Annotated in this window: 14 protein-coding genes; all 14 read right to left on the reverse strand. The window is 52.5% G+C overall.

Annotation, left to right across the window (positions count from 1 at the left end; genetic code table 11):
- Nucleotides 1-18: 18 nt before the first annotated feature.
- The 14 genes from AAGA79_RS07725 to AAGA79_RS07790 all read right to left on the reverse strand — a co-directional run bounded on the left by AAGA79_RS07725 (nucleotide 19) and on the right by AAGA79_RS07790 (nucleotide 25,868).
- Complete coding sequence (locus tag AAGA79_RS07725; RefSeq protein WP_411828197.1) at nucleotides 19-2,541, reverse strand: glycosyl hydrolase family 95 catalytic domain-containing protein; 2,523 nt, start codon at nucleotides 2,539-2,541, stop codon at nucleotides 19-21.
- 20 nt (nucleotides 2,542-2,561) lie between these two features.
- On the reverse strand, nucleotides 2,562-4,760 hold the full coding sequence (locus tag AAGA79_RS07730) for an alpha-galactosidase (protein WP_411828198.1): 2,199 nt from the start codon (nucleotides 4,758-4,760) through the stop codon (nucleotides 2,562-2,564).
- Between the two features lie 59 nt (nucleotides 4,761-4,819).
- A complete protein-coding gene (locus AAGA79_RS07735) occupies nucleotides 4,820-7,273 on the reverse strand; it encodes a glycosyl hydrolase family 95 catalytic domain-containing protein (RefSeq protein WP_411828199.1) in 2,454 nt (817 codons plus the stop codon).
- Between the two features lie 197 nt (nucleotides 7,274-7,470).
- Complete coding sequence (locus AAGA79_RS07740; RefSeq protein ID WP_411828200.1) at nucleotides 7,471-8,283, reverse strand: PEP-CTERM sorting domain-containing protein; 813 nt, start codon at nucleotides 8,281-8,283, stop codon at nucleotides 7,471-7,473.
- Between the two features lie 174 nt (nucleotides 8,284-8,457).
- On the reverse strand, nucleotides 8,458-9,084 hold the full coding sequence (locus AAGA79_RS07745; RefSeq protein ID WP_411828201.1) for a response regulator: 627 nt from the start codon (nucleotides 9,082-9,084) through the stop codon (nucleotides 8,458-8,460).
- Between the two features lie 13 nt (nucleotides 9,085-9,097).
- Complete coding sequence (locus tag AAGA79_RS07750; protein ID WP_411828202.1) at nucleotides 9,098-11,239, reverse strand: sensor histidine kinase; 2,142 nt, start codon at nucleotides 11,237-11,239, stop codon at nucleotides 9,098-9,100.
- 290 nt (nucleotides 11,240-11,529) lie between these two features.
- Complete coding sequence (locus tag AAGA79_RS07755) at nucleotides 11,530-13,095, reverse strand: alpha-L-fucosidase (protein ID WP_411828203.1); 1,566 nt, start codon at nucleotides 13,093-13,095, stop codon at nucleotides 11,530-11,532.
- Between the two features lie 18 nt (nucleotides 13,096-13,113).
- Nucleotides 13,114-14,937 (reverse strand): alpha-L-fucosidase, encoded by a 1,824-nt coding sequence (locus tag AAGA79_RS07760; protein ID WP_411825223.1) that lies wholly within the window; start codon nucleotides 14,935-14,937, stop codon nucleotides 13,114-13,116.
- 39 nt (nucleotides 14,938-14,976) lie between these two features.
- Entirely contained in the window at nucleotides 14,977-17,121 is a 2,145-nt protein-coding gene (locus AAGA79_RS07765; RefSeq protein WP_411825224.1) for a right-handed parallel beta-helix repeat-containing protein, read from the reverse strand.
- Nucleotides 17,122-17,268: 147 nt separating this feature from the next.
- Entirely contained in the window at nucleotides 17,269-18,810 is a 1,542-nt protein-coding gene (locus tag AAGA79_RS07770) for a sulfatase family protein (RefSeq protein ID WP_411825225.1), read from the reverse strand.
- Between the two features lie 70 nt (nucleotides 18,811-18,880).
- Complete coding sequence (locus AAGA79_RS07775) at nucleotides 18,881-20,269, reverse strand: alpha-L-fucosidase (protein WP_411825226.1); 1,389 nt, start codon at nucleotides 20,267-20,269, stop codon at nucleotides 18,881-18,883.
- 23 nt (nucleotides 20,270-20,292) lie between these two features.
- Entirely contained in the window at nucleotides 20,293-22,305 is a 2,013-nt protein-coding gene (locus tag AAGA79_RS07780) for a glycoside hydrolase family 97 catalytic domain-containing protein (RefSeq protein WP_411825227.1), read from the reverse strand.
- Between the two features lie 142 nt (nucleotides 22,306-22,447).
- Nucleotides 22,448-23,668 (reverse strand): putative glycoside hydrolase, encoded by a 1,221-nt coding sequence (locus AAGA79_RS07785; RefSeq protein WP_411825228.1) that lies wholly within the window; start codon nucleotides 23,666-23,668, stop codon nucleotides 22,448-22,450.
- A gap of 67 nt (nucleotides 23,669-23,735) precedes the next feature.
- Nucleotides 23,736-25,868 (reverse strand): right-handed parallel beta-helix repeat-containing protein, encoded by a 2,133-nt coding sequence (locus AAGA79_RS07790; RefSeq protein ID WP_411825229.1) that lies wholly within the window; start codon nucleotides 25,866-25,868, stop codon nucleotides 23,736-23,738.
- Between the last annotated feature and the right edge of the window lie 2 nt (nucleotides 25,869-25,870).

Below are 25,870 nucleotides of genomic sequence, written 5' to 3' on the forward strand. Positions count from 1 at the left end.
GGTGTCTTTGAGTGTGGGCTATTTTACTTCGGGCCAGCTTCTTGACTCACCCTTCTTCAGCGATAAAACATCGCTCAATTCCTTTTGGGCATAGACCCGGAAGGAGGCGTCACGAGTCGCGTGGATGATTGCGGTGGTGAGGCGTCCATTTTTCCATTCGATGTCCACATCGAAACCACCCCTCGCACGCAGACCTTTGACACTGCCCTCCGGCCAAGTCGTAGGTAGGGCCGGAAGTAGATCGAGGATATACGGAGCATCCACCAGACCGTCCTTCGGCACGACACCAACGAAGTGGTTCTTATGCTCTGGATCTTCTTTGTAGGACACGAAGGCAGCATCCTCGATCTGATCAGCATCCGAATCAATGCTTCGGAGGTGGCTCTGCAGTAACAATTCAGGGAGAACCGCACCACCGCCGAAGTTCGCATCGATCTGTAAGGTTGTCCCGCCGTTGAGCAGGTTAGGGATGCCCTGTTCTCCGGTAAGCAGATCCTGATAATATCTCAGCGCCTCATCCCCGTTTCGTAGGCGCGCCCAGCAAGCGGCCCTCCAAGCAGCCTTCCAACCACCGAAGCCTTCCCGAACCTTGAGTTCGGTAGCGCAGGCCTCTGCCAGCTCAGGTGTCGTCAGCGGTGAGAAATCACGACCCGGATGAAGCGCAATCAGGTGGGAAAGGTGGCGGTGTTCGACCTCGTAACCATCCCAGTCGTCTGGCCACTCCTGGATGTGGCCTTTTCCATTGATTTTCTGTGGGCTGAGTTTCGGGATAAATTCGCGCAGTGTCTGGCGAAACTCGGGATCCCGATCCAAAACAAGTGACGCTTCGATGCAATCGGTGAAGAGATTGAGCAGGAGTTGTTGATCGTAACTCGCGCCCCAAGACTGCTTGTTTAGCTCCCCGAACTCGTCTTTCTGAAAGTAGTTCTCCGGCGACCAAGTGGGATAGACCACGAGCGAACCATCCCGCCATGGAGCGAGGTGCTCGAGGAAGAATTCGGCAGCTCCCTTGAGAACCGGATAGGCATCTTCCAAATACTCCCGGTCCTGATTGAAGGCGTAGTGCTCGAAGACGTGCTGCGCCAACCAATGGCTGCCCTGCTGAAGCCTACGACCGTGGGGATTCTGGGCGGCAAAGCCAAAAATGTTTCCATTCAGCCCCACCGACCAACCGTTTTGCACACCGAAGGTTCCCCATGCCGAGTTCCTGCCGGATTCAGCCAAGACCTTGGTCCATTCGAAAAAGGGCGCGAAACTCTCCGGCAGATTCGCCGTCTCGACCATCCAGTAGTTCATCTGGATGTTAATATCGTTGTGATAGTCACTGTTCCACCAAGGCGATTGCAAGGTATTCCAAATGCCCTGTAAATTCGTGGGCACCGGTGCGTCCCGGGAAGAACTGATCTGCAGGTAACGCGCGTAGTCGAAGTAGAGCTGTTGTAGCTCACGCTGGTCGTCCTCTTCCCCGAGCTTATCTGTTAGAATTTGCGACGGCTCGATCCCGAGATCCAATTCCACACGGCCCATCAGTGCCTGCACATCGGCGATATGCGTTTTCTTCAGCACCTCGTAGCCAAGTTTCTCCGCTTCGTTCAGAGTGCGGAGTGTATCACCTTCAAAATCACGCCCTTTGAAGGATGGAAAAGTTGGCTCGAAATCCGTATTTCCCGCTACAAAAACGATCACCTCGCTTACCCCGGATACGTGCAAGGTCCCGTCTTCCCTGGTTTCAACCTCAGCCCCGTCGGCTATCACCCTCACAGCCTGCATGAACTCCATATCGTCGCGGGTCATTTTCGCGGCTCCGCGCAAATAGAGGTCACGCCCCTTCGCTTCGATTGTATTGTTCTTATGGCCGGTCCGGGCCTGCAACACGAGATTCAACTCCCCGCCTTCAACGGTAAACCGCGCAGCAAACACGTCTTGCGGGTGACTGCAAAAATATTCACGGGTGTAGGTAGCTCCCTCGATTTGGTAACGAACTTCAGCCAGACCTGTCGAAAGATCCAGGGAGCGCCGGTAGTTCTCCACCCCGCTCGATTCGTGACCCGTGCTGATCTCCAAGTCGGCAAAAGGCGCGTAGTTTCCAAGATTTAGTTTGGAAGCAAGAAATTCTGTCCCCAGTGATTCGGTCGATCCCTTCCCTGTTCCGAAATTCCCGTCGCGCAGAGCAGCGCGGACCTTCTCGAGATGATCCTTTCCATCAACTGGCGAACCCGACTGGGCCAGCGGGGCGGCGCCACGCGTGGCGTTCATCCACAGGGTGATGTCATTGAACACCAGATATTCCACGTCGACATGCCCGGAAAACATCGCACCAAATCTGCCGTTTCCCAGCGGCAAGGCCTCGTTCATGAAGCGATTGTTGATCTGCGATCTGGGAATTGAGTGATCCAGCCGCTTCAGATTCTCCGCGATCGGCCGATCATACCGCAAGAGGTATCGTCCAGCTCGGATTTCCTCGGCATCGGAGATAGACACACCCGATACGACCAATGAAATCGCACAGACTGCGCGTTTGAAAAATTGAGTTCGTTTCATCGTCTATACACTATTTCTCCTCACTGCTTTCTACTTCCCCCCGGATTGGACCCTACCGCCTCCAGCAGCACAGCGGCGCTATCGAATTGATTCGTGAACCGCAAAGGAATGCCCTCAGCCATCCATTCCGCTCCGCTTTTGGTCGAAGCAATTCCGCTCACCACACGCGGGCTACCATCGGCCTCGGGAAGATTTATCTCGGTCAATTGGTAGCTCTGCGCGGGATCCAAGCCTGAGACAGGAGAGGAAAATGCCAGTGGTTCCTCCAGCTCACCGGTCTGATAGGCCAGGACCAGAGCCCGCGTTTCATCTTTGGAAACATAGTTGAGCGAAGGCGTCTCCGAATCATGAGGATGGGCGTGGCGGAATTGATCGCCGAGTTGCACGATATTCCTGATCCTTTTGTAAGCGGCGATGCCGACCTCCGATGCCTCCAGATATTCCGGTTCTGATTTCCGGGTATCCACCTCCATACCTAATTGGGACATCATCGAAACATCGAAGCGAAACTTTGTTCCATATCCTTCACCCTTGTGCGTGACATGCGCGGTGATGGTGTTTGCCGGAAGAAAATTGGAAAAATTCCACTGCGCGCCCAGCCGGTAAAGCGGGTCCGTATCATCGCTCGGCCAGAAGGTGTGGCTGTAGCGCATCGCCCCTAGATCGGCACGCCCCCCGCCTGCGGCACAGGCTTGGAAATCCACATCCGGATGCCGCTCGGTCAGCTCGCGCATCACGTTGAGATAACCACCCATGTAGGCGTTCAGTAGATCGCCTTGGCGTTCCTTCCCAAGGTAGGGTGAATACACATTATTGATGTTGGAATTCGCGTCCCATTTCACAAACCGGATTCCCGGATACTTCGTCAGAACCCGGTCCACCGATTCAAACATAAACTCCTGAACCGCAGGATTCGCAACATCCAGAACCATTTGATCCCGCTGCTCCGCCAGTGGACGATCCGGATAACGCATCACCCATTCCGGATGCTCGGCGAACAACTTGCTCTTCTCATTGATCATCTCCGGTTCGAACCAGATCCCGAATTCAATATCCAGCTCAGCAGCCCTCTTCATGATGGCATCCAGTTCATCGGGAAAACGTTTGGTGTTGAACTGCCAATCGCCCAATCCTGCACGAGCATTTACGCGCGCTTCTTTCCCGTTTCCAAACCATCCGTCATCCAACACATAAAGTTCGATTCCAAGTCCGGCACTATCCTCCATCATTTTCAGGATGGCATCTTCGGAGACTTTCATTCTGCAGCCCTCCCATGAATTATTATCCACCAGTCGGATACGCTTTCCGTTTTTGAGAAAATGCTCACGCGCCCAATCGTGCAGCCCGCGGCTGGCCGGGCCTTTCCCCTTCCCGCTTAGCGTAAATACGCAAACAGGAGAGCTAAGCTGACCGCCGGACTCGACCAAGGGCTGTCCCGGTTGGTTCACTCCCACACTTGTTTCCAAAATCTGCTCGGAATTGGTTTCAAAGCTAAATCGACTGCTCCCCATCCAATCGAGCGCTGCAATCATACAACCACCCTCACTCTCTCCGGGCTGGTCACCAAAGCCCAAAACGAAGGCGGGTATCGGACCATGTTTATGACGGTTCCCATCACGGCTCTCCAACCGTCTCATTCCCATACCCAGCTTTTCACGAACTGGATAGCCAGCCGTGTTTTTCTGATCGCTCTCATACCATTCCAGAAAAATTGATCTCTCGGCCTCTGCTTGGAAATACATGGAATCAAGCCGGGGCACATAAATCGCTTCACTGAGCCCATTTTTCACCACCAGCCATTGTTCGAATACATCCACATCCTTATAGGCACGCAGATGAAGCTCGACCTCCAGAGGATAAACACGCTCACGCAACTGAACCACAAGATGCCGCACAGCCGGGCTTTCCTCCTGGATTTCATGCGATTCGTAGAGCAACTCCGCCGCACGATCGCCGTTCGGAAGTCGCCACTCGATTGGCCCTTGGTAACGGGGACCATTGCCATCGCGATGCGGCTCTGTTGGAAATAATTCTCCACCCAGAGGTGAGACCCACGAGCCGTCCTTCATCCCCATTTCCTTGAGCGACAGAGTCTTCTCATCGGATATCTCGAATTCCACCCGTAGCTGCCCGGTCTCGAGCACAATTTGTTTGCCATCCGCCGAGGTGGGGAAAGCGGCGGGGATCAGGATTGAGAATATAAGGAAAGGGATTTTCATCAATGGGAGTAAAATATGGAGAATCGGTTCATCGTTACATTTCACTTCTCTCCTGGATTTCAAATCTCCTGGTAAAGTTTAGAAAGATCATGAACTTCATCCGCTGTGGTTTTCAGATCGATGCTTTTGTCACCATACCGAACCACACAGGAACTGCCACGCTTTGATCGCAATTCCGCCTTGATGATCTTCCCGTTTTTCCAACTCATATCGACCTCGAAGCCTCCACGGGCCACCAATCCCTTCACCGACCCCTCAGGCCATTTTTCCGGCAATGCCGGCAAAAGCACAATCACCGGTTTACCTGAGTTTGCCTCCTCATGGGATTGCAGAAGCATCTCGGCAATCCCGGCAGTAGCTCCGAAGTTTCCATCGATCTGGAACGGCGGGTGGGTATCCAGGAGGTTGGAGAACGTGGATTTCGCCAGAAGCGCTTCAATGTTCTCTAAACATTTATCTCCATCCAGCAGGCGTGCGTAGAAATTAATGATCCATGCCCGACTCCATCCGGTGTGTCCCCCACCATTGGCCAAGCGGTGATCAATGGTTTTCCGCGCGGCAGCCGCCCACTCGGGGGTAGTGCCCGGGGAAATCTGCCATGAGGGATGAAGCGCGTAGAGATGCGAAATATGACGATGACCCTTTGAGGCTTCTTCAAGACCTTCCGCCCATTCCAATACGCGACCATCCGGACCGATTTTTACAGGGTCTGCCAGTTTGCTCCGCAGAGTCTTCAATTTCTCTCTGAATGCCTCATCCTTGTTTAGTATTTCCGATGTCAGGATGCAGTGGGTAAATAGTTCATAAATAATTTGCTGGTCCATTGCCGGTCCCATCGAGAGGGATCCACTACTGCCATCGGGAGCCTTGATGTTATTTTCAGGAGATGTTGTCGGCCCGGACACGAGCTTGCCCGTAGCGGGATCCTCAACCAGAAAATCCACAAAGAACTCCGAAGCCTCCTTCATGATTGGATAGGCGCGCTGCTCTAGAAACTCTCTATCGCCGGTATAAAGCCAGTTTTCCCAGAATTGACGGATGCACCAGGCCGGTCCGGTCACCCACATGCCAAAGCGCGGATTCCCGAAAAGCCAGGTATTCCCCCAGATATCGGAGGTATGACCTGCTACAAAACCACTGCAGTCAAACATCGTCCGAGCCGTCTTACGACCCGTTGGAACGAGTGATTCAATGAAATCAAAGAACGGTTCGTGGCATTCGGAGAGGTTGGTGGATTGGGCCAACCAGTAGTTCATCTGGATATTAATGTTGATGTGGTAATCCGCATTCCATGGCGGCATATACCCCTCCGCCCACAAGCCCTGCAAATTAGCAGCAGTGCTTCCGGGCCGGGAACTGGAGATCAGCAGATATCGGCCGTAATGAAAATACAGCGAAATGAGCTGTGGGTCCGAGGCGCCGTTTTGCACCTCAGCGAGGCGGATATCAGTCGGGCGTTCTGCCGCCTCATCTCCGCCTAGATCCAGATCAACACGTCTGTAAAGCCTCCTGTGCTCTTTCAAGTGATCGCCAAGCAGTTCTCGAAAGGTTTTGTTCACGGCCTTGCCCAGTTGATCGCGGCTTAGATTCACTGGATCATCACCTCGAAAATCGGTGGCTGCTGTGATGAAAATTAGAGCGGAATCGGCACCTTCCACACGCACAACCCCATCATTCATCTCAACGGTCCCACCGGTAGGGATCACCTTCAAATGGGCGGCGTAGCGAACGCCCTCCGAACCCGAGGGGAATCCAGCTGTGTCACGTTTCTTTGTATTAATGCTTTTAGCCTGTCCGGAAAGCATCAGGCCATCACGACCAGTAGACTCCAGAGAAGAATGAAACTGCCTCTTCAAAGCTGCGTCAAAACTCACTTTTCCAGGTTTATCGGCAATGATTCGGACAACGATTGCTTGATCCACCGGACTTGAGAAAACCTCCCGCAAATATCGAACACCATCCACTTCATAACGAACGCTTGCCACGGCACGATCCAGATCAAGATCCCGGCGATAATTTTTCACCATATCGGCAGCAGGAAAACTCAGCTCCAGATCTCCCAGCATTTGATAGGTATGCGTACCTGAAGGAAAGCGAGGAGCCAGAAACTTACCCTTTATCAACTTTTCAGCGGCTCCGTATTTACCGGTAAACATCAGTTCGCGCGCCTCCTTGATGAGAGCCGGCCCATTGGGTTTGTAGAAATCCATGCTGGCCCCGGACCAGAGAGAATCCTCATTAAGCTGGATCCACTCCCGATTGACTCCTCCATACACCATCCCCCCAAGGCGACCGTTCCCAAATGGCAGCGCTTCGTTCCAGTCGCTGGCCGGTTGGCGATACCATAGGGTGTCAGATGACTTCGGCGCCTCCGCATCCCCCACAAATTCCGAGGCAGATTCAGCAAGAAGCTCAGCTCGATAATCGCCAAGCTTCTGCTTCGATGGGACCTGCGCGCAGAGTGGTCCCACTAGCACTGCAGTAGCTCCGATGACTAGATGGAATAAATTCATGGGGTAAAATTGTAAGCGATAGCTGGACTTAAGGAATGGAATTGTCGTGGGGGCGGAATGCAGCCCGCCGGAATGAGATTGCGACCCAACAACCCGTAAAACCCGATATTTGGTTATTTTATATCAACTGGTATATACCAGAAAAACTGCCGAAGTGTTAGTGAGCACCTCGACAGCTTTATGGACGCTAGCAATTACTAAACTCTTCTACGGCGGAGAACCAATAGACCTGCGCCGCCAAGCAGCATCATGGAAGAGGAGGGTTCAGGAATCAGATCGAAGGTGATCCCGTTGATGGTAGGATTATTCGACCTCTCGTCAGCTGTAATCGAAAATGTTCCAGTGGTGCCCGCATCGAGGATTATATCGAAGAAGACAATGCCGGCATCACCTGCGCCAACTACAGGCAACGCTGTGAACGAAGCGGAAGGATCCGTCGTAAGAGCATCGTTATCATCGAAGAATAAAGCCAATGCCGTAGGGTCGTATCTTCCATCAGTAGCTTCTTCACTTCCGGCAATAATTCCCAAGCGGAAATAAGTGGTAACTAGTGTACTGACTGAGAAAGACATCATCGGCTGCCCTGTAGTGCCTGCGGTTGCATTATTCATCAAATACCCCGAATTACCGAAGTTATCCCCATTGATGGCCGCGGTCGGATCATCGATACTTGCCTGACTTGCATTGCGACGGGTGAGGGTCACTGCTTCATCCGCGGAAAATGCACTAACGAACGACGGCGTTGATGATACAAAGGCACCTGCCGTATTGTATTCAGCGCCATTATTCGCGTTAGTACCGCCAAAAATGTAATAGCCGTCGGTACCATATTTATTGTCACTGATTTCATCGAAAGTTTTGGCAACGCTTGTGGTGTAATATCCTGTGACTTCAGCACCAGTGGCGCTATAGCCGCTTCCGCTACCAACGGTTGAGATTGTGACTGCGGCATCGGCCACCGGGATGAGAGCTAGGGATACAGCGAGGAGGGAGTGGGGTATTTTTTTCATCTTTTTCTGTTTAGAGAAGACTGTTGGAGCGAATCGCTCTTTTGGAATTCACTGATCAGAAAGGAAGTTGCCCAATGTCCGAAGATGAAGCTACTGGCCAAATGTCCAGTTTTGCATAGTCCACAGAACAGGGTCGCACTGCACGGAAATATAGAGACCCGACACGGCGGCGATTCAAATTATACCGGACCGCAACGCCTTTGCCACAGCTCCTGATTGGGACTGAACTTCCAGCTTCCGATAGATGTTCTCGAGATGGAAGGCAGCTGTCCGCCTGCTGACTCCCAAACTTGCCGCGATCTCCTTAATTGATATCCCAGTGGACAATAGCTCCAACACCTCAACCTCACGGTCGGACAAGTCAAACGACTCTCCCCCAGCAGGCTTACGCATCACATCCAGAACGATTCTTGCCACTGCCGGACTCAGCGCTGCAGCCCCCAGAAACACCTGCTCCAAACCCTTGATGATTTCAGGGCCGGAGGCAGTCTTTAAAAGATATCCCGCGGCACCAGCATCAAGTGCATCCAGCACCTTCTTCTTTTCGTGAAACACTGTGATCACCATCACGGAAATTTCAGGTGATATCTTCGATAGTTTCCGGATCCCCTCCACACCGTCCATTCCCGGCAGCCCCAAATCCATGAGAATCAAATCCGGATTCGGCTCGATCTCTATCGCCTCGAACATATCTAGACACGACGGAAAAACACGATTGCAGGTGATATGCTCTTCAGCATTGAGCAGGGATTGAAGGGTGCGGCGGAAACCGGCATCGTCCTCCACAATCCATATATTCATCGGTATCATAGAGCTAGTTTGATGTTTTATAAGCTTTGTTGGGTTCCCGCGAAAGCGCGCGAAGCGGGACATCCAGCACGATCGTAGTGCCACAGTCCGGGCGGGAAATTATCTCCATCCCGCCATTCATTTCCTTCGCGCGTTGCTTCATGCTTTCCAGTCCCCAACCCAACGAAGGCTTTGAAATATCAAATCCTGCCCCGTTATCCTGAACCAGGATACGCAGCCTCTCATCCACCACCGATACCTTTATTTTTACAACATCAGCACCAGCATGACGCGCACAATTGTGCACCGCCTCCTTGAAAAACATGACCAAATGCCGCTTGAACGTTAAAGAGACCACCTGCTTCGGGCACTCATCCGGAATTTCCACGACTAAATCAGCACTGTTCAAGACCCGCTCGGCGCGTTCACCCAGCCTTTGTAATAAGAGCGGCAGAAGGATGGTCCGTTGATTTACGACCCAGACAACTTCCCGAAGTGAGGCACACGCTTCACGTGCCATTAAGGAAAGATCAGAAAGGCCGTCCCTCATCCTGTCATCACCAGCCATTTCCTCCAACTGCCCGGCCATCAGCGAGATACTGCCCAGGTTGCTTCCCACCTCATCGTGCAGATCGGAATTGATCTGTTTCCTCAGCCGCATTTCCGCTTTCTTACGTCCGCGTAACATCAGAACCATCAGGGTCATGATGCCTGCCACGACCAGGCCGGTCAGAGACACGATCGAGAAAAAACGGATACGCTGCCATCGCTCGCTCAGCACCCGAAGCTCGGCCTCAATCTCAGCCACACGGTTCTCATGCGGCTTGGCTGCTGCCAGCTGATCAATCCAATCTGTCATCGATAGAATATCCCGCCCGTCCACGCGGCCATCTACGATCCTATCCAGCTCGGGAATCGACTCTAGGTCCACATGATGAAGGCTGACGGCACCGTGTCTCGAAATATTTTTACCTTTCGAGAGGATCTCCACCTCTCCGAGCGAGAACATCGGCTTACCCTGATATACAGGAAAGTCATTGCACGAAATCTCGAGTGCGGAAACTCCCCTCCCCAGATCGGTGAGCCTGATCATATTGTTCCCGGGATGCTGGGGAATCGATAGCCCCTCCATTGAGAACCGCCGGTATGAGTCTTTGTCCTTCCGCTTTACCAAACGGGAAATGACTATCGATTTAGGAAATCCGTAACCGGGGACGTCGATCCCATCCGGACTATTCCCTGGAAAGAGGTTCAGCCATCCCAGATTTCCATCATCTTCCAACTCCACCCGGATTACCATCGATTGCTTCAAATGCGAGGTCGGGAGTTCCATTACCAGATTCCCGTCATTTCCGTTTCTTGCGGAAAGCGGCATTCCAAGCGTATGGCGGGAAGAGGATAAATAGTCGACGCCCCAATACGGAGCCGATTCGAAACTGGAGGAAACCTTGACCTTTCTTGGCCAGTGGATTTCGTCCGTCCGGATCAAATGGATCCTAGCGAGAGAGAAATATTCCAACCCGTTCTCTTCCTCCCCTCCGAAGACCTCCAGCCGTAGCCCCTTCCGTGATATCGTTTCAGGATCGGCCGCATACTCGGAAGGGAACCGGAAAATCACCGGCCGCATCCCCGGATCGGGGAAATCCCGGGTCGTCCAGTCCGCATGAACCTCAACGACTTTCCCGCTGCTATTGATCGAACTTATGCGGAAGCGTTTGGGAAATGCATAACCCCGCAGCACCGAGGATCGCTCGTCGATGGTGGGTATCAATACCACTCCGAGTATCCTTCTGTTAGGCATTCCCGCGTCTATGTTCATTTTCCACAGGGCCTGTTCCGGAATACCCTCCACGATCGGAACATAGTCGCTGTGATATCCGAAGGAATCCAACTGCTTCGCCGGCCTAAGAGGCGTCAGCGCTTCGAGTTGCCGATTTTCCTCTTTCAGCAACTCACGCAGCTGCTTCATGCGCGCGCCGGTGCCGAAAATCGAAGTCTTCGTAGCCTTTTTTTCGATCGCATCAGGATATAATTGATCTGAATAATCCGGAACTCCGGACAGGTTCTCAGCACGAACCAGAGAGGCTCCCATGGCTAGAAAACAGCTAATTATGCCCACGCACCGGACAGCGGTAAACAACAGGCGTGCGGTATTGGAAAAGGGCATGATTCTAATAGGGCTAGAAGCCACAGCATCCACGGTCCAGCTTTTCCGAATGCATCGCAACGATCGGAGGGAAAAGGCCATTTCAGGGGGCTGAGTCTTTCGAGCAAATTCCAGTCAATGAAAGCGATTTCTCCCTTAGCGAAGCTACTGGCCAATCGACCAGTAAGCGAACCTTATGGAATGCATCTGAATCTCTCCGTAAACCTATTGGAAGACATTTCAGACCCCGATAATCGAGGTGATTCTACTTCGATTATCGTAGATCTTTCTAGTCATGGCCCGGCCCAGGGTCATTTCCCGCGAATCGCTTTCCGGACCTCCTCCATCACGGCCATACATTCGGGATCGAAGATGGGATGCTCATCGGTCACATCGGCGGTCATGATCAGGTTCATCGTCACCGGAATCTCGGCAGCAGCCATTTTCTTGAAAAACGCCACATACTCCTCGGTGGAGTGCGAAGGACCATCACTGACATCCCCGTTCAGCGGTTTGTTCGGATACCAGCCATTCTTGTCCATGAGGCACCACCACGCAGAGGTGACCTCACCGAACTGGCGCCCGGGCCCAATGAGTTCCGGGTCAGGGATGCCTAATTCACTGGCACTATCTGTCACCGCCAATTCCGTAAATGGACTCACCGTCGGCCCGCGATTGGAGCTGTAACCGACAACAGCATCGGGATTTCCCGCCTTGATCGCGCGCGCCCAGCCTTCCCAGGATGGGTTGAGCGGATAATCCCAGGCCAGCGCTCCATCAATGTAGCCGAAACCTTTCAGTTTCTCACCATACCGTAGACTGCACTCGTGCAGAATGGCCTCGATATTTTCGCTGTAGCGTTTGGTATCCGCGTCGTTTGCGCCCACTGCCTCACGCCACACTTTGGGATCATACCCATTGTAGCCCGTGTGCAGGTAAAACAAAGTGCTGATACCCCGTTTATCCAGTTCGTCGATGATTTCACCCAGAAGATCACGCTCAGCGGTCCTGCCCGGAGCGATCTTGTCCAATGCCGCATTCGGTCCCGGCCAATAGAAGCCCTGATGGGTGGCGGTAAAGGTGATCCACTTCGCGCCAGTGCGCTCGATCGCATCCGCGAAAACATTCACATCGAAAATTTCCACGGATTTTTGAAACCAATCAGCCCGCGGTTCATCCCCGGTGAAACCTCGGCTAAGCGCCGACCAATGGACGAAAATTCCGTATTTCCCTTCCACCATCCAGGAAGCATCCCCCCGAATCTCCCTGGCACGTTCCAACTGAGCCTGACGCACTCCTGCGGTAGCCAATTCGATCGAAAAAAGATGGAACTCTTCCGTCACACCCTGCCCGAAACGGGGAGATTGCCCGGCCTTCCCGGGGTTTACCGGCTCCGCATCCGGAATGCTGAAGACGATCTCATTTTCGCCTTTTTTCAAAGAAAGACTCCCGGGTAGTTCCTGACGCCAGAAATAGGGGCGGTTCTCCCACGTCCTGACTATGGATGGAGCGGTCAACACAGTATCACCACAACGAACCTCCAACTGTGCGCTTTCCCTTTTGCTGAAAAGCACACTCACCTCGTATTCCCCATCCTCGGGAGCGATCACCGTCCACGTCACCGTATCCTCCGGCGACTCAAATCCGTGCACCACATTGGCACTGCGTGAATGATGTTCCGCATTGCCAGAAAGCGAACCGTTCGAAGCGATGATGGCAGTTACTTCATCCGGGCGCAGCTTATAGCTGACTACCTCACTCGGCATTTCCTCTCTCGGGGCGATTTCCTGGGAATGCCCGCTCGTCGCAACGCCCATTAGGAGCGTCGCGAAGATCGCCACGAACCGTAAATTCCTATCTCTATGTTTGGTTTTCATTTCAGGTTTTCTTTAAAATTATTCAGCAAGTGGAGTTAAACGCACGCCACGAATACGCGGTGCGAATCCGGGAAACTCAGCGGCCACCTCCATGGTCAATGTCTGCATCCCGGGATTGGAAATTTTCACCGTTCCCAGAACCGAAAAGGTTTCCTTCAGATGTGGGGGTAGTTCGATGCTTCTCTTCTCCTCACCTCCCAGAAGTGCGTTCTCGACCTCCTGACCCGATACCCGCGCCCGGACCCGGCCGTCCTTGTGACCCTCTCCGATCGTGACGACAGAAAGTTCATAATCGCCAGGCTCCAATACGCGGAAATCCCAACTCAAAGCCTGCCCTTCTTCACCGAAGTGATCCACGCTCAACATCCGCCCCGGCATGATGCCTTCCCCACGCAAAGGCACGGTGAACATTTTGAAATCCACTGCTCGACGCGGCTTATCCGCTACGAATTCCGAATCGTGCATCGTGGCTGTGTAGGCATCCAATACGATGGAACCATCGCTCTGCTGCATCCGTGCCTGCTCCATCGAAGCAGTGCCTTCCACAGTAAGCGCAATCACTGAAACATGCTCATTTGGCGCAGTCTCAGGCACTTGGATCGTGAGACGATTCACACCCGCTGCAGCATCGAATTCCGATGTGTGATCCAATGTTTGCCCTCCGTCCAACAGGGATGCGTCCAGAATCTTGTTATCCAACCCATAGAACTCGAATTTCCCTCCTTCCGGCCAATCCACGACGTTCATATACAGGCGACTATTTTTGCCTACCCGGCGCTGGGTAATGGTCCCCCAGTTCATACCGTGTGGATGAGGTCCGGCCTCCGTCCCGTAGATCGCTTCGCCATGCGTTTCCAGCCAATCGCCCATCGCTTCGAGCCGTTCCACGGCCGGTTCAGGGATGACACCCTTCGCATTTGGTCCCACATTGAGCAGGTAATTTCCGCCCCTCCCCACGACCATCACCAGACGTTCCAAAAGCTTGCCGACGGATTGGTAATGATCGTCGCCCTCACTGTAGTGCCAGGACTCGTTCATGGTTCCCGCCGTCTCAAAAGGCAGCCCGATGTTACCCGGAGGAACCTGGTTGTCGCCCATGCTCAGGTAATCGACATAGCGCAGTGAATCATCGTCACCCAAGCGACTGTTGCTGATGGCTCCGTGGGAATGTAAAAGATTCACTAGGTCCTGCTGCCCCAACAGCCGTTTCCTTTCCGGCGGGCGGAACCCACTCGAACCATCGAACCAAAATAGACTTGGCTGGTATTTCACACAGAGCTCCTCGATCTGTGCATACATGAACTTCATGTATTCCGTGATCTCCGCATCCGGGTTCGGCCTGTAGTGAAACCCGTTTCGATTGCTGAAATAGGGATCGAACTCCGGATGATACCAATCGCCGATCGAATAATAGAGCCCGAGCCGGACATCGGTTTTCTCGCAGGCCTCTGCCAATTCGCCGACGATATCACGTTTGAATTCTGTCTGATCCATCACATCCCACTCGGTGAGTGCTGAATCCCATTTGCAGAATCCATCGTGGTGTTTAGCCGTGAAAACGATGTATTTCGCCCCACCGTCCTTGGCGACCCGTAGCCATTCATCCGCATCGAAGTCCACGGGATTGAAGTCGTGAACCGATGCCTCGAAGCGTTCTGCCGGCGTCAGATCTCCGATCTTTTCCCTACCGCGCTCCGAGGCACCGAAATGAATGAACATGCCGAATTTCGCATCGCGGAACCATTCCAGCCGATCAGGTTCGGACTCGGCGGAGGAAATGCAGGGCTTTGCCAAAAGCAGGCAAGCCATCAGCGGCAGGAAGGAGTATCGGGTGGGTTTCATGGAGTTTTTTGGGGTCAGAATATTTGAAATAGGAATCGTTTATTCTTTCTCTTTGGGCAGCAGACCGACCTTGGAAAGATCCAGCGGAGTGATCCCGAGCTTGAGTGCCGGTGACCCCGGCTTGAAACGAAAATCACCGTTCTCCGGATCCACGAACATCGGGTCGACCGCGAGACTGTTGGCATCCACACCATCGGCCTGAAGCTTCTTCAAGGTAGCTTCACCGCGGCTGGAATCCGCCTTGCTGAAATAAATGTTATGGTCGGACTCGATGTCCTTCATACGCGCCGGAACGCGGCCTCGACTGTCCTCGCCAACTTTCCCCTTACCTGCACCTGGCTCGGAGATGAAGTGACATTCCGCCCCTGTCGAATAGTAGATATTCCGCTGGTTCGCTGCTCCATCCATTGGGCCCTCCACGATTTTAAAATAGGTCCCCCGGGGAGCGATCACATCCGCGACGATGTTGTTCTCAAAACGGTTGTTGAGCTTCAAAGTCATTCCCTGCGATCTGCATTTGTAGATCAGGTTCCCCGTGATCAGCGTGTCCATCTGGCCACCGTCTGTCCGGATCGCGCCCTGCGCATTGGTGTCCGCGATCAGATGATGGACATAGTTGTTTTGGACGATATTTCCCGGACCGCAACCACGGACATAAATCCCGTTTCCGTCGCCGAGAATTTGCATCGCATGGTGAATCTCGTTCAGCTCGATCACATTGTCCCGGGTGTGAAGATACGGAAGAACATCCTCCAGCTCGGGATTGCCGGGTGCCTTGCCAATTTCATGCCAGCGAATCGTGCGGGACGATTCACGCTTGTCCTGCTTTTTAAAAAACCGGGTCACAAATCCTGAGACAACCAAGCCGGTGTAGTTGGTATGATGGATGAGATTGTTCGCCACCCGGTTTTCCCCGCTCTGGCAGACATAGATCCCGGGCGAATGCCAATAGATCTCACCGACATGATGAATGTCATTGTTGGAAACGACGTTCTTCTTGTTCACGTCCTTGGTGCCGGGTCCGTAGCCGCAGAGCAGAATCCCACCGCCGCCGAGGTATTCAATGTGGTTGCCGGAAATCCTGTTGCCGATGCCATGCAGATCCACGCGGATCGCGCCGCTGCCACTGTGAAGAAAATGGCAGTCCTCGATCACACAGTTCTCCGCACCGCGGAATCGGACGAGTGCGTTGCCTTTATCGAACATGTCCCAATCATGCTGCAGGCCCGCATCGTCTTTGGTCAGCGTGTAGCGTTCACCATGTTTGAAGGTCAGTCCCTTGAAGGAGAGATTACGAACTGGCACGTCCTTGGGCCCTTCCAAATCAATGTCACCCTCCACCCGGATATACTCGATCAATTGCGGCGCCATAACGGGTGATTTTCCGCGTGGCCAGAGGTAGACCTTACCCTTTTTGGAATCGAGCACCCACTCCCCCTCCTCGTCGAGTTCATCCAGCACATTCTCCACCCAGCAGCCATACTTGTTCATCCCATACGTCGCGGTGATCGCTGTCCGCGCCTCTCCGGCCTTCACATCCACGGAGGCCAATGGCAGCACATTCATCATCCAGGCACGGGTCGGCCGCACCAGAATTTCCACATCCTCCAGATTCGGCCAATTCTTCAATTTCCCCTCTGGAAAACGAACCATCGTGCTACTGCTTCCTTTCAGCGGAACAAAACGCTCGGATCTCGCACGCGGTAACATCCCCTCCGCATTGTAGAGGGTAAGAAATTTGTGGGAAACATTCGCCTCCCAGATCTTGCCCTGAGCTGCGGCTGGCAGCCCCGGAAGACTACCTGTTACCTTTTTCCAATCGGTAATCTCCTTACCCGAGCTAAATACGGGAACCTCACCAGGATAGGCGGCATAGGTGATCGTCGATTCTCCAACTCCCGAATCCTCCAAGCCGAACACAACGGTCTCAGCCAGCGAATAGGTTCCGCCACGGACGAGCACCACGATATCTTCGGACTTCCCTTGCTTGAGTTCGCGCACGGCATCGCGAGCTCGCTCCAGACTTCGGAAGGGCCCGTCGCTTTTTTCATCGTTGGGCGCGGACAAGGTTCCCGACCACTTGTCGGAGCCTTCCGGGGATAGATAGAAATCGGCTTCCACCACTTCCGCCCGGCACAGGGTGCAGAACGTGAAGAGCAACAAGGTAATTAGGGGCTTTTTCATTATTGGGTTTTGGGTTTTCGTTTTGATCTATTCTCGCCAGGTGATTTTTGCTTCGCGGGTTTCAGAAATCATCCGTGAATACCTGCGTGCATGGAATCACGGGGGGAATCCCAACTAAATAGATAGTCATATTCCCCACTTCTTCTTTCACAACTCCCTGATTCCCTTTGCCTGTTTCATCGTCTCCAGTTGTCGCTCCATTGCAGCCGCCCTCTCAGGAAACTCTTCAATGATATTTGTAGCTTCGCCGGGATCTGACTTCAGATCGTAGAGTGCTTTTTTCGTAATCGAACCCTTTGCCCAATTCGATTTGGCTTCCTCGATGAATTTCCAATCACCATGACGCAGGGCCAGGCCCTTTGCTTCCTCGATCATATATTCCTGCCCGACCGGGTCATTTCCAATAAATGCATCCCATGCATCACGGCTATCAGCAGCTTCGTCCGCTGCCAGCTTTACCCCTAGGAAATTTGCGAACGAGGCAATGAAATCGATCTGGTTCACCAGAGCCGCGGAGGTGCCCGGCTTGATTTCCGAAGGCCAGCGGACAATCAATGGAACCCGTGTCCCTCCTTCATAGATCTGATATTTTCCGCCACGATAAACGCCTGAACCGTCGTGTCCGCGGTCCACTTCTTCCCCGGACCTCTTGACTCTAGTGCCATCCGCGTAGCCATCATCGTAAACCGGTCCATTGTCGCTGGAGAAGATCACGATAGTGTTTTCTGTCAGCCCGTTCTCCTCCAGAGCCCGCATGATTTCCCCGGTGGTCCAATCAAACTGCACCATCGCATCCCCACGGTAGCCGAGTTCCGTTTTTCCTTGGAAACGGGGATGCGGCGCGCGCGGCACGTGAATGTCCTGCGAAGCAAAATAGAGGAAAAACGGCTGTTCCTTATGGTCACTGATATACTTTTTAGCCTGTCCCACAAATTCGTCGGCCATCGTTTCGTCATTCCACAGTGCTGACTTACCGCCGGACATGTAGCCGATACGTCCGATGCCGTTGATGACGCTGTTATTGTGGCCGTGCGTGCTTTTGTAATAGGTCATTGCCTCCGGATTCGCCCTTGCATCGGGATATTGCGTACTGCCTTTCCGGTTCACGGCCTTGCGGGATGTACCAACATAAAGCGGATCCGCCGGATCGAGGTTTACCACGTGGTGCCCGTCCAAATACACGCAGGGAACTCGGTCGTTTGTCGAAGGCAGGAGGAAGGAAGTATCAAAACCCAGCTCCAGAGGCCCGGGCTTTACTTCTCCATTCCAGTCGGTCGGCTCCCCTTCCGCACCGATTCCGAGATGCCACTTCCCGATCACCCCTGTCGCGTATCCTGCTTTTTTGAAAAGTTTTGGGAGAGTGAGGATATTAGTAGAAATACTCAGCGGAGCATCTGGTGGCAGGACGCTGATACCATTACGGAATCCATGGATACCGGTAAGGAGTGAATAGCGTGAGGGAGTACAAGTGGCCGCGGCGCAATGTCCATCGGTGAACACAAGTCCCTCCGCTGCGAGTCGGTCGATATTCGGCGTCGGAATCATTTTTGATCCATAGACTCCGACATCACCCAATCCTACGTCATCGCCATATATGATTACGACGTTCGGTGGTTGATCCCCTGCAGCCCGGAGGTGGCACACCAGGGAGATGCATAGCAGCCCTCTCAATAAATTTTTATGGATCATAACTTTAAATTCTTCACCGCGTGACGCCCGGGATACGGCGGATAGTGTTACCGCTGTGGCCTCCCTAATCCTATTTCACAAACTCCACATTTTCCAAACGGAGGACCACAGCATTCGGCCATTTGCGATCATTGTAGAGGCGCTGGGCCCGATTCACTGAAATTTGAAGCCCTTCGGAAGTCTGTTCGAAGCGGGTCCCGATATCGTGCTTTTCGGTGAACTTCTCGATCCGATCTTCCTGTCCTAGCACGGAGATTTTCGTGCCGGCGGTAGCTTTTAGTTCCTTCAGAACCACTTCTTTCCGTATTGACCTTGCCCACTGGGTTCGGCCCTTCGGATTATTGTCAGTGAACTGTGTAAGGAAGGCAAATACATATTTTCCATCCTTGGATTGGGTGTAGTAGGCTCCCTCTTTGCTTCCCGCAGTTACGCACGGATCAATATCGTAAACGGCCTTCTCATTCACGAACATCCACAACGCCAATTCCCTGAAGCGCTCTTCCTGCTCCAACGGAACTATGCCCGAAGGCATGGGCCCCATGTTAATCAGCAGATTGCCACCCTTCGCGCGGGTTTCGATCAGCATATTGATCAGTTGTGTGCCGGACTTATAGTCCTCGTTGGTTGGCTTGTATTGCCACTGGTTTCCGAGGGTGAAACATGTCTCCCAAGGCCCCGGGATGGGGTCTTTCGGGAGCCTTTGTTCAGGAGTTACCATCTCACCACGTGTAACAATGGTGTTTGGCGAAATTTCGTGGACGTATTCGGTAAGTTCCGCCTTGTGTCCGCCATCCAGAAAAATCACATCAATTTCACCGTAATTGGTAAGAAGTTCATCCAGATGCCTTTTTGTGTAAGCGAGTAGCTCACCGAAGTTCTCACGTCCCTGGGCCCCACCCCTCGCCGGAATATCTCGTTCATAGTTGAAGGCGAAGTCCTCGGGAGAATAGTAGAAACCCACCTTCATTCCGTGGCGGCGGCAGGCATCCACATACATTTTTACGATATCCTTGCCATATGGGGTATTCATGATGCTGAAGTCAGTGGTCTTCGTGTCCCACATGCAGAAGCCATTGTGGTGTTTCGTGGTGAAAACCATGTATTTTGCACCCGCCAGCTTGGCGATTTCCATCCACTTATCCGGATCGTATTCGGTTGGGTTGAAGGTCTTCGGGAGTTCGTTGATGTAGCGATCCAGATAATCGCGGGATGCGTAATCCATCGAGTGGCTGATCACCGATCCCAGTTGGGAATCGATTGACCAATGCACGAACATTCCCAGCCCCCAGTCCTTGAATTCAGCCTCCCGCCCGGGTTTGTTTCTGAGTTCACCGGCCATTGCAGGCCTTTCATATCCCTGTGCGTGAACATCAATCGACGAGGCTAGGGCAGCCAAAAGAATTGAGCAAAGCACCTTTGCCATGCCGTATCGAGTAGTGGTTTTTTGGAATAAGCTCATTTCTATTTTCTTAGATTATTCGTTCATTCAGCTGTCTGCGGTCGGATCCACATGCAATGTCCGCCACCCGGCGCGATAACGACTGGGACTGTATCGCCTTTCTTAGCAGTAATTTTCCTCACCTGATAAAGTTCGCGGTGAGTTTCCTGTGCCTTCAGCTCTACTTTTTGTATCTTGGCCTCACGCTTGTTCATCGGGCCAATGTATTCGTAATTCGCGTCCGGGGCGTCCTCGTATAGTGTGATGTCGTAGTTCACGCCTTCGGAGAGGAAGTCCAGAGTCACCGAGGTTTCCCGATCTTCTTCATTTGCCACAGAACCGATAAACCATGCGTCTCCAGCTTGGCGGGCTATAGAGAAAAACTGTCCCGGTTCCGCATCGAGCACTTTTGTGTTATCCCACGTCATCGGCAATTTCGTCATGAATTCGAACAGGTCCGCTTTACGGCGGTAGGCATCCGGGAAATCCGGCAGTGTTACCAACCCGCTGGGAAACAGGAGGCACTGTGCTGTTTGTGAAACAACAGTGGCAGGAATCTGGCGATGGCAATATTCGCGGGTAATATAAGAGTCCAGATCGAACATGCCGCAGCTACGATCCACCGGCCCGCTGATTCCGAACACAAATAGATTATTGATAACACGACCTGGCGTAGCGGACGGGCGGGTGCCGGAGTCGAGCATACTGTTCACATACTCGTAGGAGAGAATGTTCGGGTAAGTCCTCTCGATGCCAGTCGGCTTTTCGGACTCATGAACCACATACATAATGTGATACTCGGCACATTTTTTTGCGACCTCGTGACTGAATTCATTTTTAGCACGGCTGCCTCCACCGAGAAAGCCGTGCTTGATCCCGACCACTCCCCACTTTTGATAAAGGGCAAACGTCTCATCCATATCGTATCCGGTGAGTGCCTTCGTGTTGACGTATAGCCAGATCCCCACTCCATTTTCCTTGGCATGGTTGCAAATTTTTTCGATGTCGATTGCCTGAATTGCAGTCTTCGGATCGGACTTCGGACTCCGCTCGGGACCATACCACTCCGCATCCAGCATCAGGTATTCCACGCCGGACTCGGCGGCGAAATCGATAAAGCGAATATAGCTCTCCGTATTTAACCCATACTCGAATCCGTCATCGGCATGCGCTCCATGGGCACGCCAGTCCCACAAAGTTACGCCTGGCTTGATCCACGAAGTGTCTTCTATAGCGCATGGTTCGTTGAGATTCAGGATCAATGACGACGCGATCAAATCCCGTGGCTCATCCGCTATTTGCACTGTCCTCCACGGGGTTTTCGAACCACCGGCCGTCTTCATATTGCTAAGGACGGTCAACGTATTCCCTTCCAGTCCGAGCATGGCCTCATCGGAGTGAAGAACTCCTGCCTCATGTACCGAGATGTAAGCTTTCTCCGAAAGTTTTACAACTACGGGTGTCCTCATCGCATCCGGTTTGAAGTCATATCGCGCATTTTTGCTCGGCTTTTTGCTGCCCTTTATCGCCGGTTCCCATGTATTTAAATCCGTCTCATCGGAGACCATTACCTGAGAAAGCGGGAACCAAGCCTTCGGTTCCTCCGAGACGAAACTTACCTGCGAAAGCTCATTCCCGTACACATCCTTGAAATTTTCCCCCTCCGGAATCGCATAGCGGAAAGCGAAACCGTCATCATAAGCCCGGAAAATTACCGTCTGCTCCGCGTCCCCATCCAGCTTCAGTTGGATCTCATTGTAGTGATCCCGTATCTCGCTGTAATAGCCCCAGACCGGCTTCCATGTTTCATCGAATGAGGACCGTGTTGTTTCGACCAATTTCAGTTTGGCGTCGGCATCGGTTTTGAGCCCCAAGTCTGAACGGCTTATAATCTCATTCCCGTTGAAGTTTACGGAATAACTAAGGCTTCCATCATTTTCCTGAAATGTGACCTGGATGTCACCGTCCGGGGATTTCAGCGATTCAGAGGCATTTGCACCGGTAAACCCGAACACAAGAGCTACCCCCAATCCAATTTTCACAATATTCCTCGACATAGATCTTCTGATACTGGGCGAAAATCGATTTCTATCCTTTCTGGAGTATTTTCTTACTGATAAGGGCGTTTTATTCAGCTTTGAATTACCAGAATACCACCTTCTGGTTCAATCGAATGATTGATGCGCTTAGATGAAACTTCTAACGCCAGGTAATCTTCGCCTCGCGGGATTCCGTGTTTACCCACACGCGCGCGCGCTCGAATTCCCGGGTAAATTCCCATCCATCCGGATCGGTGCGCTTGTATGCACCCTTCGGTTCCCCCAGGGGTTTTCTCAAGCTCGGATAATCCACCAGCGGACCTGTGGAAACTTTCCAGCCCCAGCTATATAGGAAATATGAATAAGGCTGAGCACCGATCAGGTAACAGGCGTGGGCGAATTCCAGCTTCTCTTTGGATAACTCCGGCATGTTCGGCTGCATGTGTCCCCGCCAGGTACCTTCCACGCCTAGGCGTATAACTGAAATCTTCCCATCCTTCGCCATCCGCAGCATATCCTCCCACTCCGAAAGAAGGCTCTCCTTGCTGGATTTTTCTTTGGCGTAGTTTTCAAACATGATCGCATCGCTGACGTCATATACAAACCGCGAGGATCGGTTGTAGGCATTGTTCGCCAATAGAATCTTATCCGGCCCCATTTCCCTCTTCAGAGCACCCATCATTTCCCCCATGACCTTTTCGATCTCTGGTTTTCTATCAGGTCTCAAATCTCCATTACCGTGCATCTGGTCAATGAAAACGCCATCGCATCCAGTCTCCCTCACGGCCTTCGCCACTGTCTCCACCCACCAATCACAGAAATGGGGGTTCAGGATATCGTAGCAATAGGCACCATATCGATCAGCCAGCTTGCCGGTTTTCGGATGTGTTATTAAAACTTCCTTCAACTCGGGATTCTTCTCCAGATTCTCCTTCGAGAATATCTCGTTGTAGCTGGTATAGGGCCAGGCGTAGGCGGCATTGAAATAGAATAACACTTTTACATCCGGATTAACCTTTTTGAAGGCAGCAGCTTCATGTTTCGCTCCCAATTCCGCGAACCCGAGCTTCCCCATGCCGTGGGATTTCTCGATACAGATGAAATTTGTCTGCTCGGAGATAAAGCCAACCTGTTCTTCGGTGAGCAGCCGATTCTTATCCCCGAACATGAAATATCGGGGCGTGCTGTTCCAGCTGAACTCCGGATAGAAATCCTTCGGGACAAATTCGCTCCCATCACTATTGAGTAGAGGCTTGGCGGCAGGCGCGGCAGTGGACACTTCCGCACCGATCACCAGCATCATTCCGACCACGATTCCGGTCGATAAGAGCAGTTTCCGGCAGAAGTTTCCTGCCTGTTTCCAATAGAGTGATTCGTTCATGATGATGTTTGATGAAAAGTAGCGAAAACAGCGATCGGTGCCATTCTCGATCAGGCACGGAGTCGTCCTAGCCACCGGGGAGCTCGGTAATCATTACCTTAGGGACCACCGAAAGCGTCTTGTATTTTTTGGCAAATTCTTCCGAGTCTTCCATCGTAGCCGGAACTGCCAATCCAAAAGGCATCCAATCACTGCCCGGAGCCCACTCCTTCTGCCCGAGAGAATACGCACCGCGGTATGTCCCCAACTGTGTGACACCCTCTGAGACAAGCAACTGTGAAGTCCCTGCTCCGCCTTCCACTTTCCTGCTGGATGGCGCTAGATTCAGTTTCTCCAGGCTTCCCCCCTTGAAGATATCCAAAGGAAATTCGGTCAAATTTCCTTTGATCAATCCACGGTCGGCAATGGGAAGACTTTTTGATTCCTCGCGCTCCGGGTTCAGCTTTCCTGCCTTCTTGGCTGCATCGAAAGGCCCGACCTCACTTGGTCCCACCACATCCTCGAACTTCCGGACGAGATTGTTCAGAACGTTCCAATCGATAATAGGCGGAAAACTGGTATCATTGCTCACTAGTTCCTCGTTACTGCCCTTGCGCTTCGGAACCACGTTCCTCGTCAGTTTATCCGCATCCTGGTTCAGAGCGGATGTATTGTTGTAAATGTTGAACTTTCCGTAGCCTTCAATGTTCAAGCCACGCTTTGAGGCCCAGAAAACATTGTGGTGAACAGTAAGTTGCTCGCCAGCCTGATCCAGACGCACTCCGTTTCCGTGGCAGTTGTGCACCCAGTTGTGATGCACCTCCGTCCAGAACTGGCTCAAATTCGGCATATAGACTCCCGATACGTCCGAGTTATAGAGCCCGGCATTGAACAAATTATTATAGGAAACCTGCGGGTTCACCTCCCCTTTGTAGTCATCGGTGAAGCCGATCAGAATGGCATCCCCGCAGTTGTTGAAAAACGTATTGCGGGTGATCACGAACGGACCGGATGCGACCACACGGATCGCACGGCTCTGGAAATTACCGTGCCTGTTGGATTCCATGAACACACAGTTCTCCACGGAGTTCAGTGCCCCTTGGAGGATCAAGGCGGAGTTATGCGCTCCCGCGAAAAGGCATTTTTCGAATTTAACCGATGTGCCTGCCACTGATATTGGCTTTTCACTCTTTTTCCCCTGGGGGATATCGATGAACAGCAACTCGGTTCCGATGTAGGTGAATTGAGAATCACGAAAGGTGATGTTCTTGTTGCCCTGATTTGTCAGATTCACCGAAGTCGCGAAGAAATCGATACCATCGATGAGAATATCGGTAATTACATCATCCTCCTCGATCGAAAAGTCTCTGGTTTTGATCAGAAAATCCTCGGCTCTCGGTATTTCCCCATCGGGAGTGTGAAAATATAGGACATCGTCTTTCACGAACCATTCACCCGGGCTATCGAGCAGATCCAGCGATCCCGCGAGGAAGAATTTGGCACGGACATTGGCCTTTGCCTTCCCCTTGGCTATGGCCGAAGGAGAGCCCCGTCTGCCATCCTCGCCTGAGTAGGTCACCGAATAGAAGTTTGAATCATCCCACTGCAAGGTCTCACCATCGAACGATTTTACAGGCCTGCTGTAACAGCTATTACCCTTTGAATAGCGGAGAAAGCAATACGCCCCGGCCAGATCCATGCCCTTGAGCTCGGAAAATGCATCTGATTTCAGCACTCCCGGACCAGTGCCTTTCGAGGATGACTCCCACATCTTGTTCCCTATCCAGTTTTCAGACCAGGTCAGGTTCGGCCACCGGGCCCAAGTCATTGGCTCGTTCTTGTAGAACACCTGCTTCGTTTCGCTACCCAGGTGTATCTTGTAGACGTTCTCGGAATGCTTCTCGAAATCACCCCTCAAGACGTTCGTCCCGCTGAAGACTACCTTTCTGGGATTCTCCGCCTTGAGGGAAATACCGGATTTCAGTTTCAGGGGCTCGGCATAGCAGCCGTCCCGAATTATCAGACCATCTCCCGCCTTCATCTGATCGACCGCATGACCGGCCGTCTGGAATGCTTTCTCCTTCGACGTCCCCGGATTCCTGTCGTCACCAGATGGCGAAAGATAAAACACCGCTCCGGAGGCTTGGGATATCAGGGCGATAATCAGTAATACTGATCCGGAAATTCTACCCGAAATCGGGGGAATGGATTGGTGGTTCATGG

It is taken from the genome of Luteolibacter sp. AS25, from assembly GCF_046736275.1.
Classification (GTDB): Bacteria; Verrucomicrobiota; Verrucomicrobiia; order Verrucomicrobiales; family Akkermansiaceae; genus Luteolibacter.

Coding starts and splice junctions, on each gene's coding strand:
- AAGA79_RS07745 (WP_411828201.1), bottom strand. CDS start 9,084: ATGAATATATGGATTGTGGAGGACGATGCCGGTTTCCGCCGCACCCTT.
- AAGA79_RS07750 (WP_411828202.1), bottom strand. CDS start 11,239: ATGCCCTTTTCCAATACCGCACGCCTGTTGTTTACCGCTGTCCGGTGC.
- AAGA79_RS07770 (WP_411825225.1), bottom strand. CDS start 18,810: ATGATCCATAAAAATTTATTGAGAGGGCTGCTATGCATCTCCCTGGTG.
- AAGA79_RS07755 (WP_411828203.1), bottom strand. CDS start 13,095: ATGAAAACCAAACATAGAGATAGGAATTTACGGTTCGTGGCGATCTTC.
- AAGA79_RS07785 (WP_411825228.1), bottom strand. CDS start 23,668: ATGAACGAATCACTCTATTGGAAACAGGCAGGAAACTTCTGCCGGAAA.
- AAGA79_RS07740 (WP_411828200.1), bottom strand. CDS start 8,283: ATGAAAAAAATACCCCACTCCCTCCTCGCTGTATCCCTAGCTCTCATC.
- AAGA79_RS07735 (WP_411828199.1), bottom strand. CDS start 7,273: ATGAATTTATTCCATCTAGTCATCGGAGCTACTGCAGTGCTAGTGGGA.
- AAGA79_RS07725 (WP_411828197.1), bottom strand. CDS start 2,541: ATGAAACGAACTCAATTTTTCAAACGCGCAGTCTGTGCGATTTCATTG.
- AAGA79_RS07730 (WP_411828198.1), bottom strand. CDS start 4,760: ATGAAAATCCCTTTCCTTATATTCTCAATCCTGATCCCCGCCGCTTTC.
- AAGA79_RS07760 (WP_411825223.1), bottom strand. CDS start 14,937: ATGAAACCCACCCGATACTCCTTCCTGCCGCTGATGGCTTGCCTGCTT.
- AAGA79_RS07780 (WP_411825227.1), bottom strand. CDS start 22,305: ATGTCGAGGAATATTGTGAAAATTGGATTGGGGGTAGCTCTTGTGTTC.
- AAGA79_RS07790 (WP_411825229.1), bottom strand. CDS start 25,868: ATGAACCACCAATCCATTCCCCCGATTTCGGGTAGAATTTCCGGATCA.
- AAGA79_RS07765 (WP_411825224.1), bottom strand. CDS start 17,121: ATGAAAAAGCCCCTAATTACCTTGTTGCTCTTCACGTTCTGCACCCTG.
- AAGA79_RS07775 (WP_411825226.1), bottom strand. CDS start 20,269: ATGAGCTTATTCCAAAAAACCACTACTCGATACGGCATGGCAAAGGTG.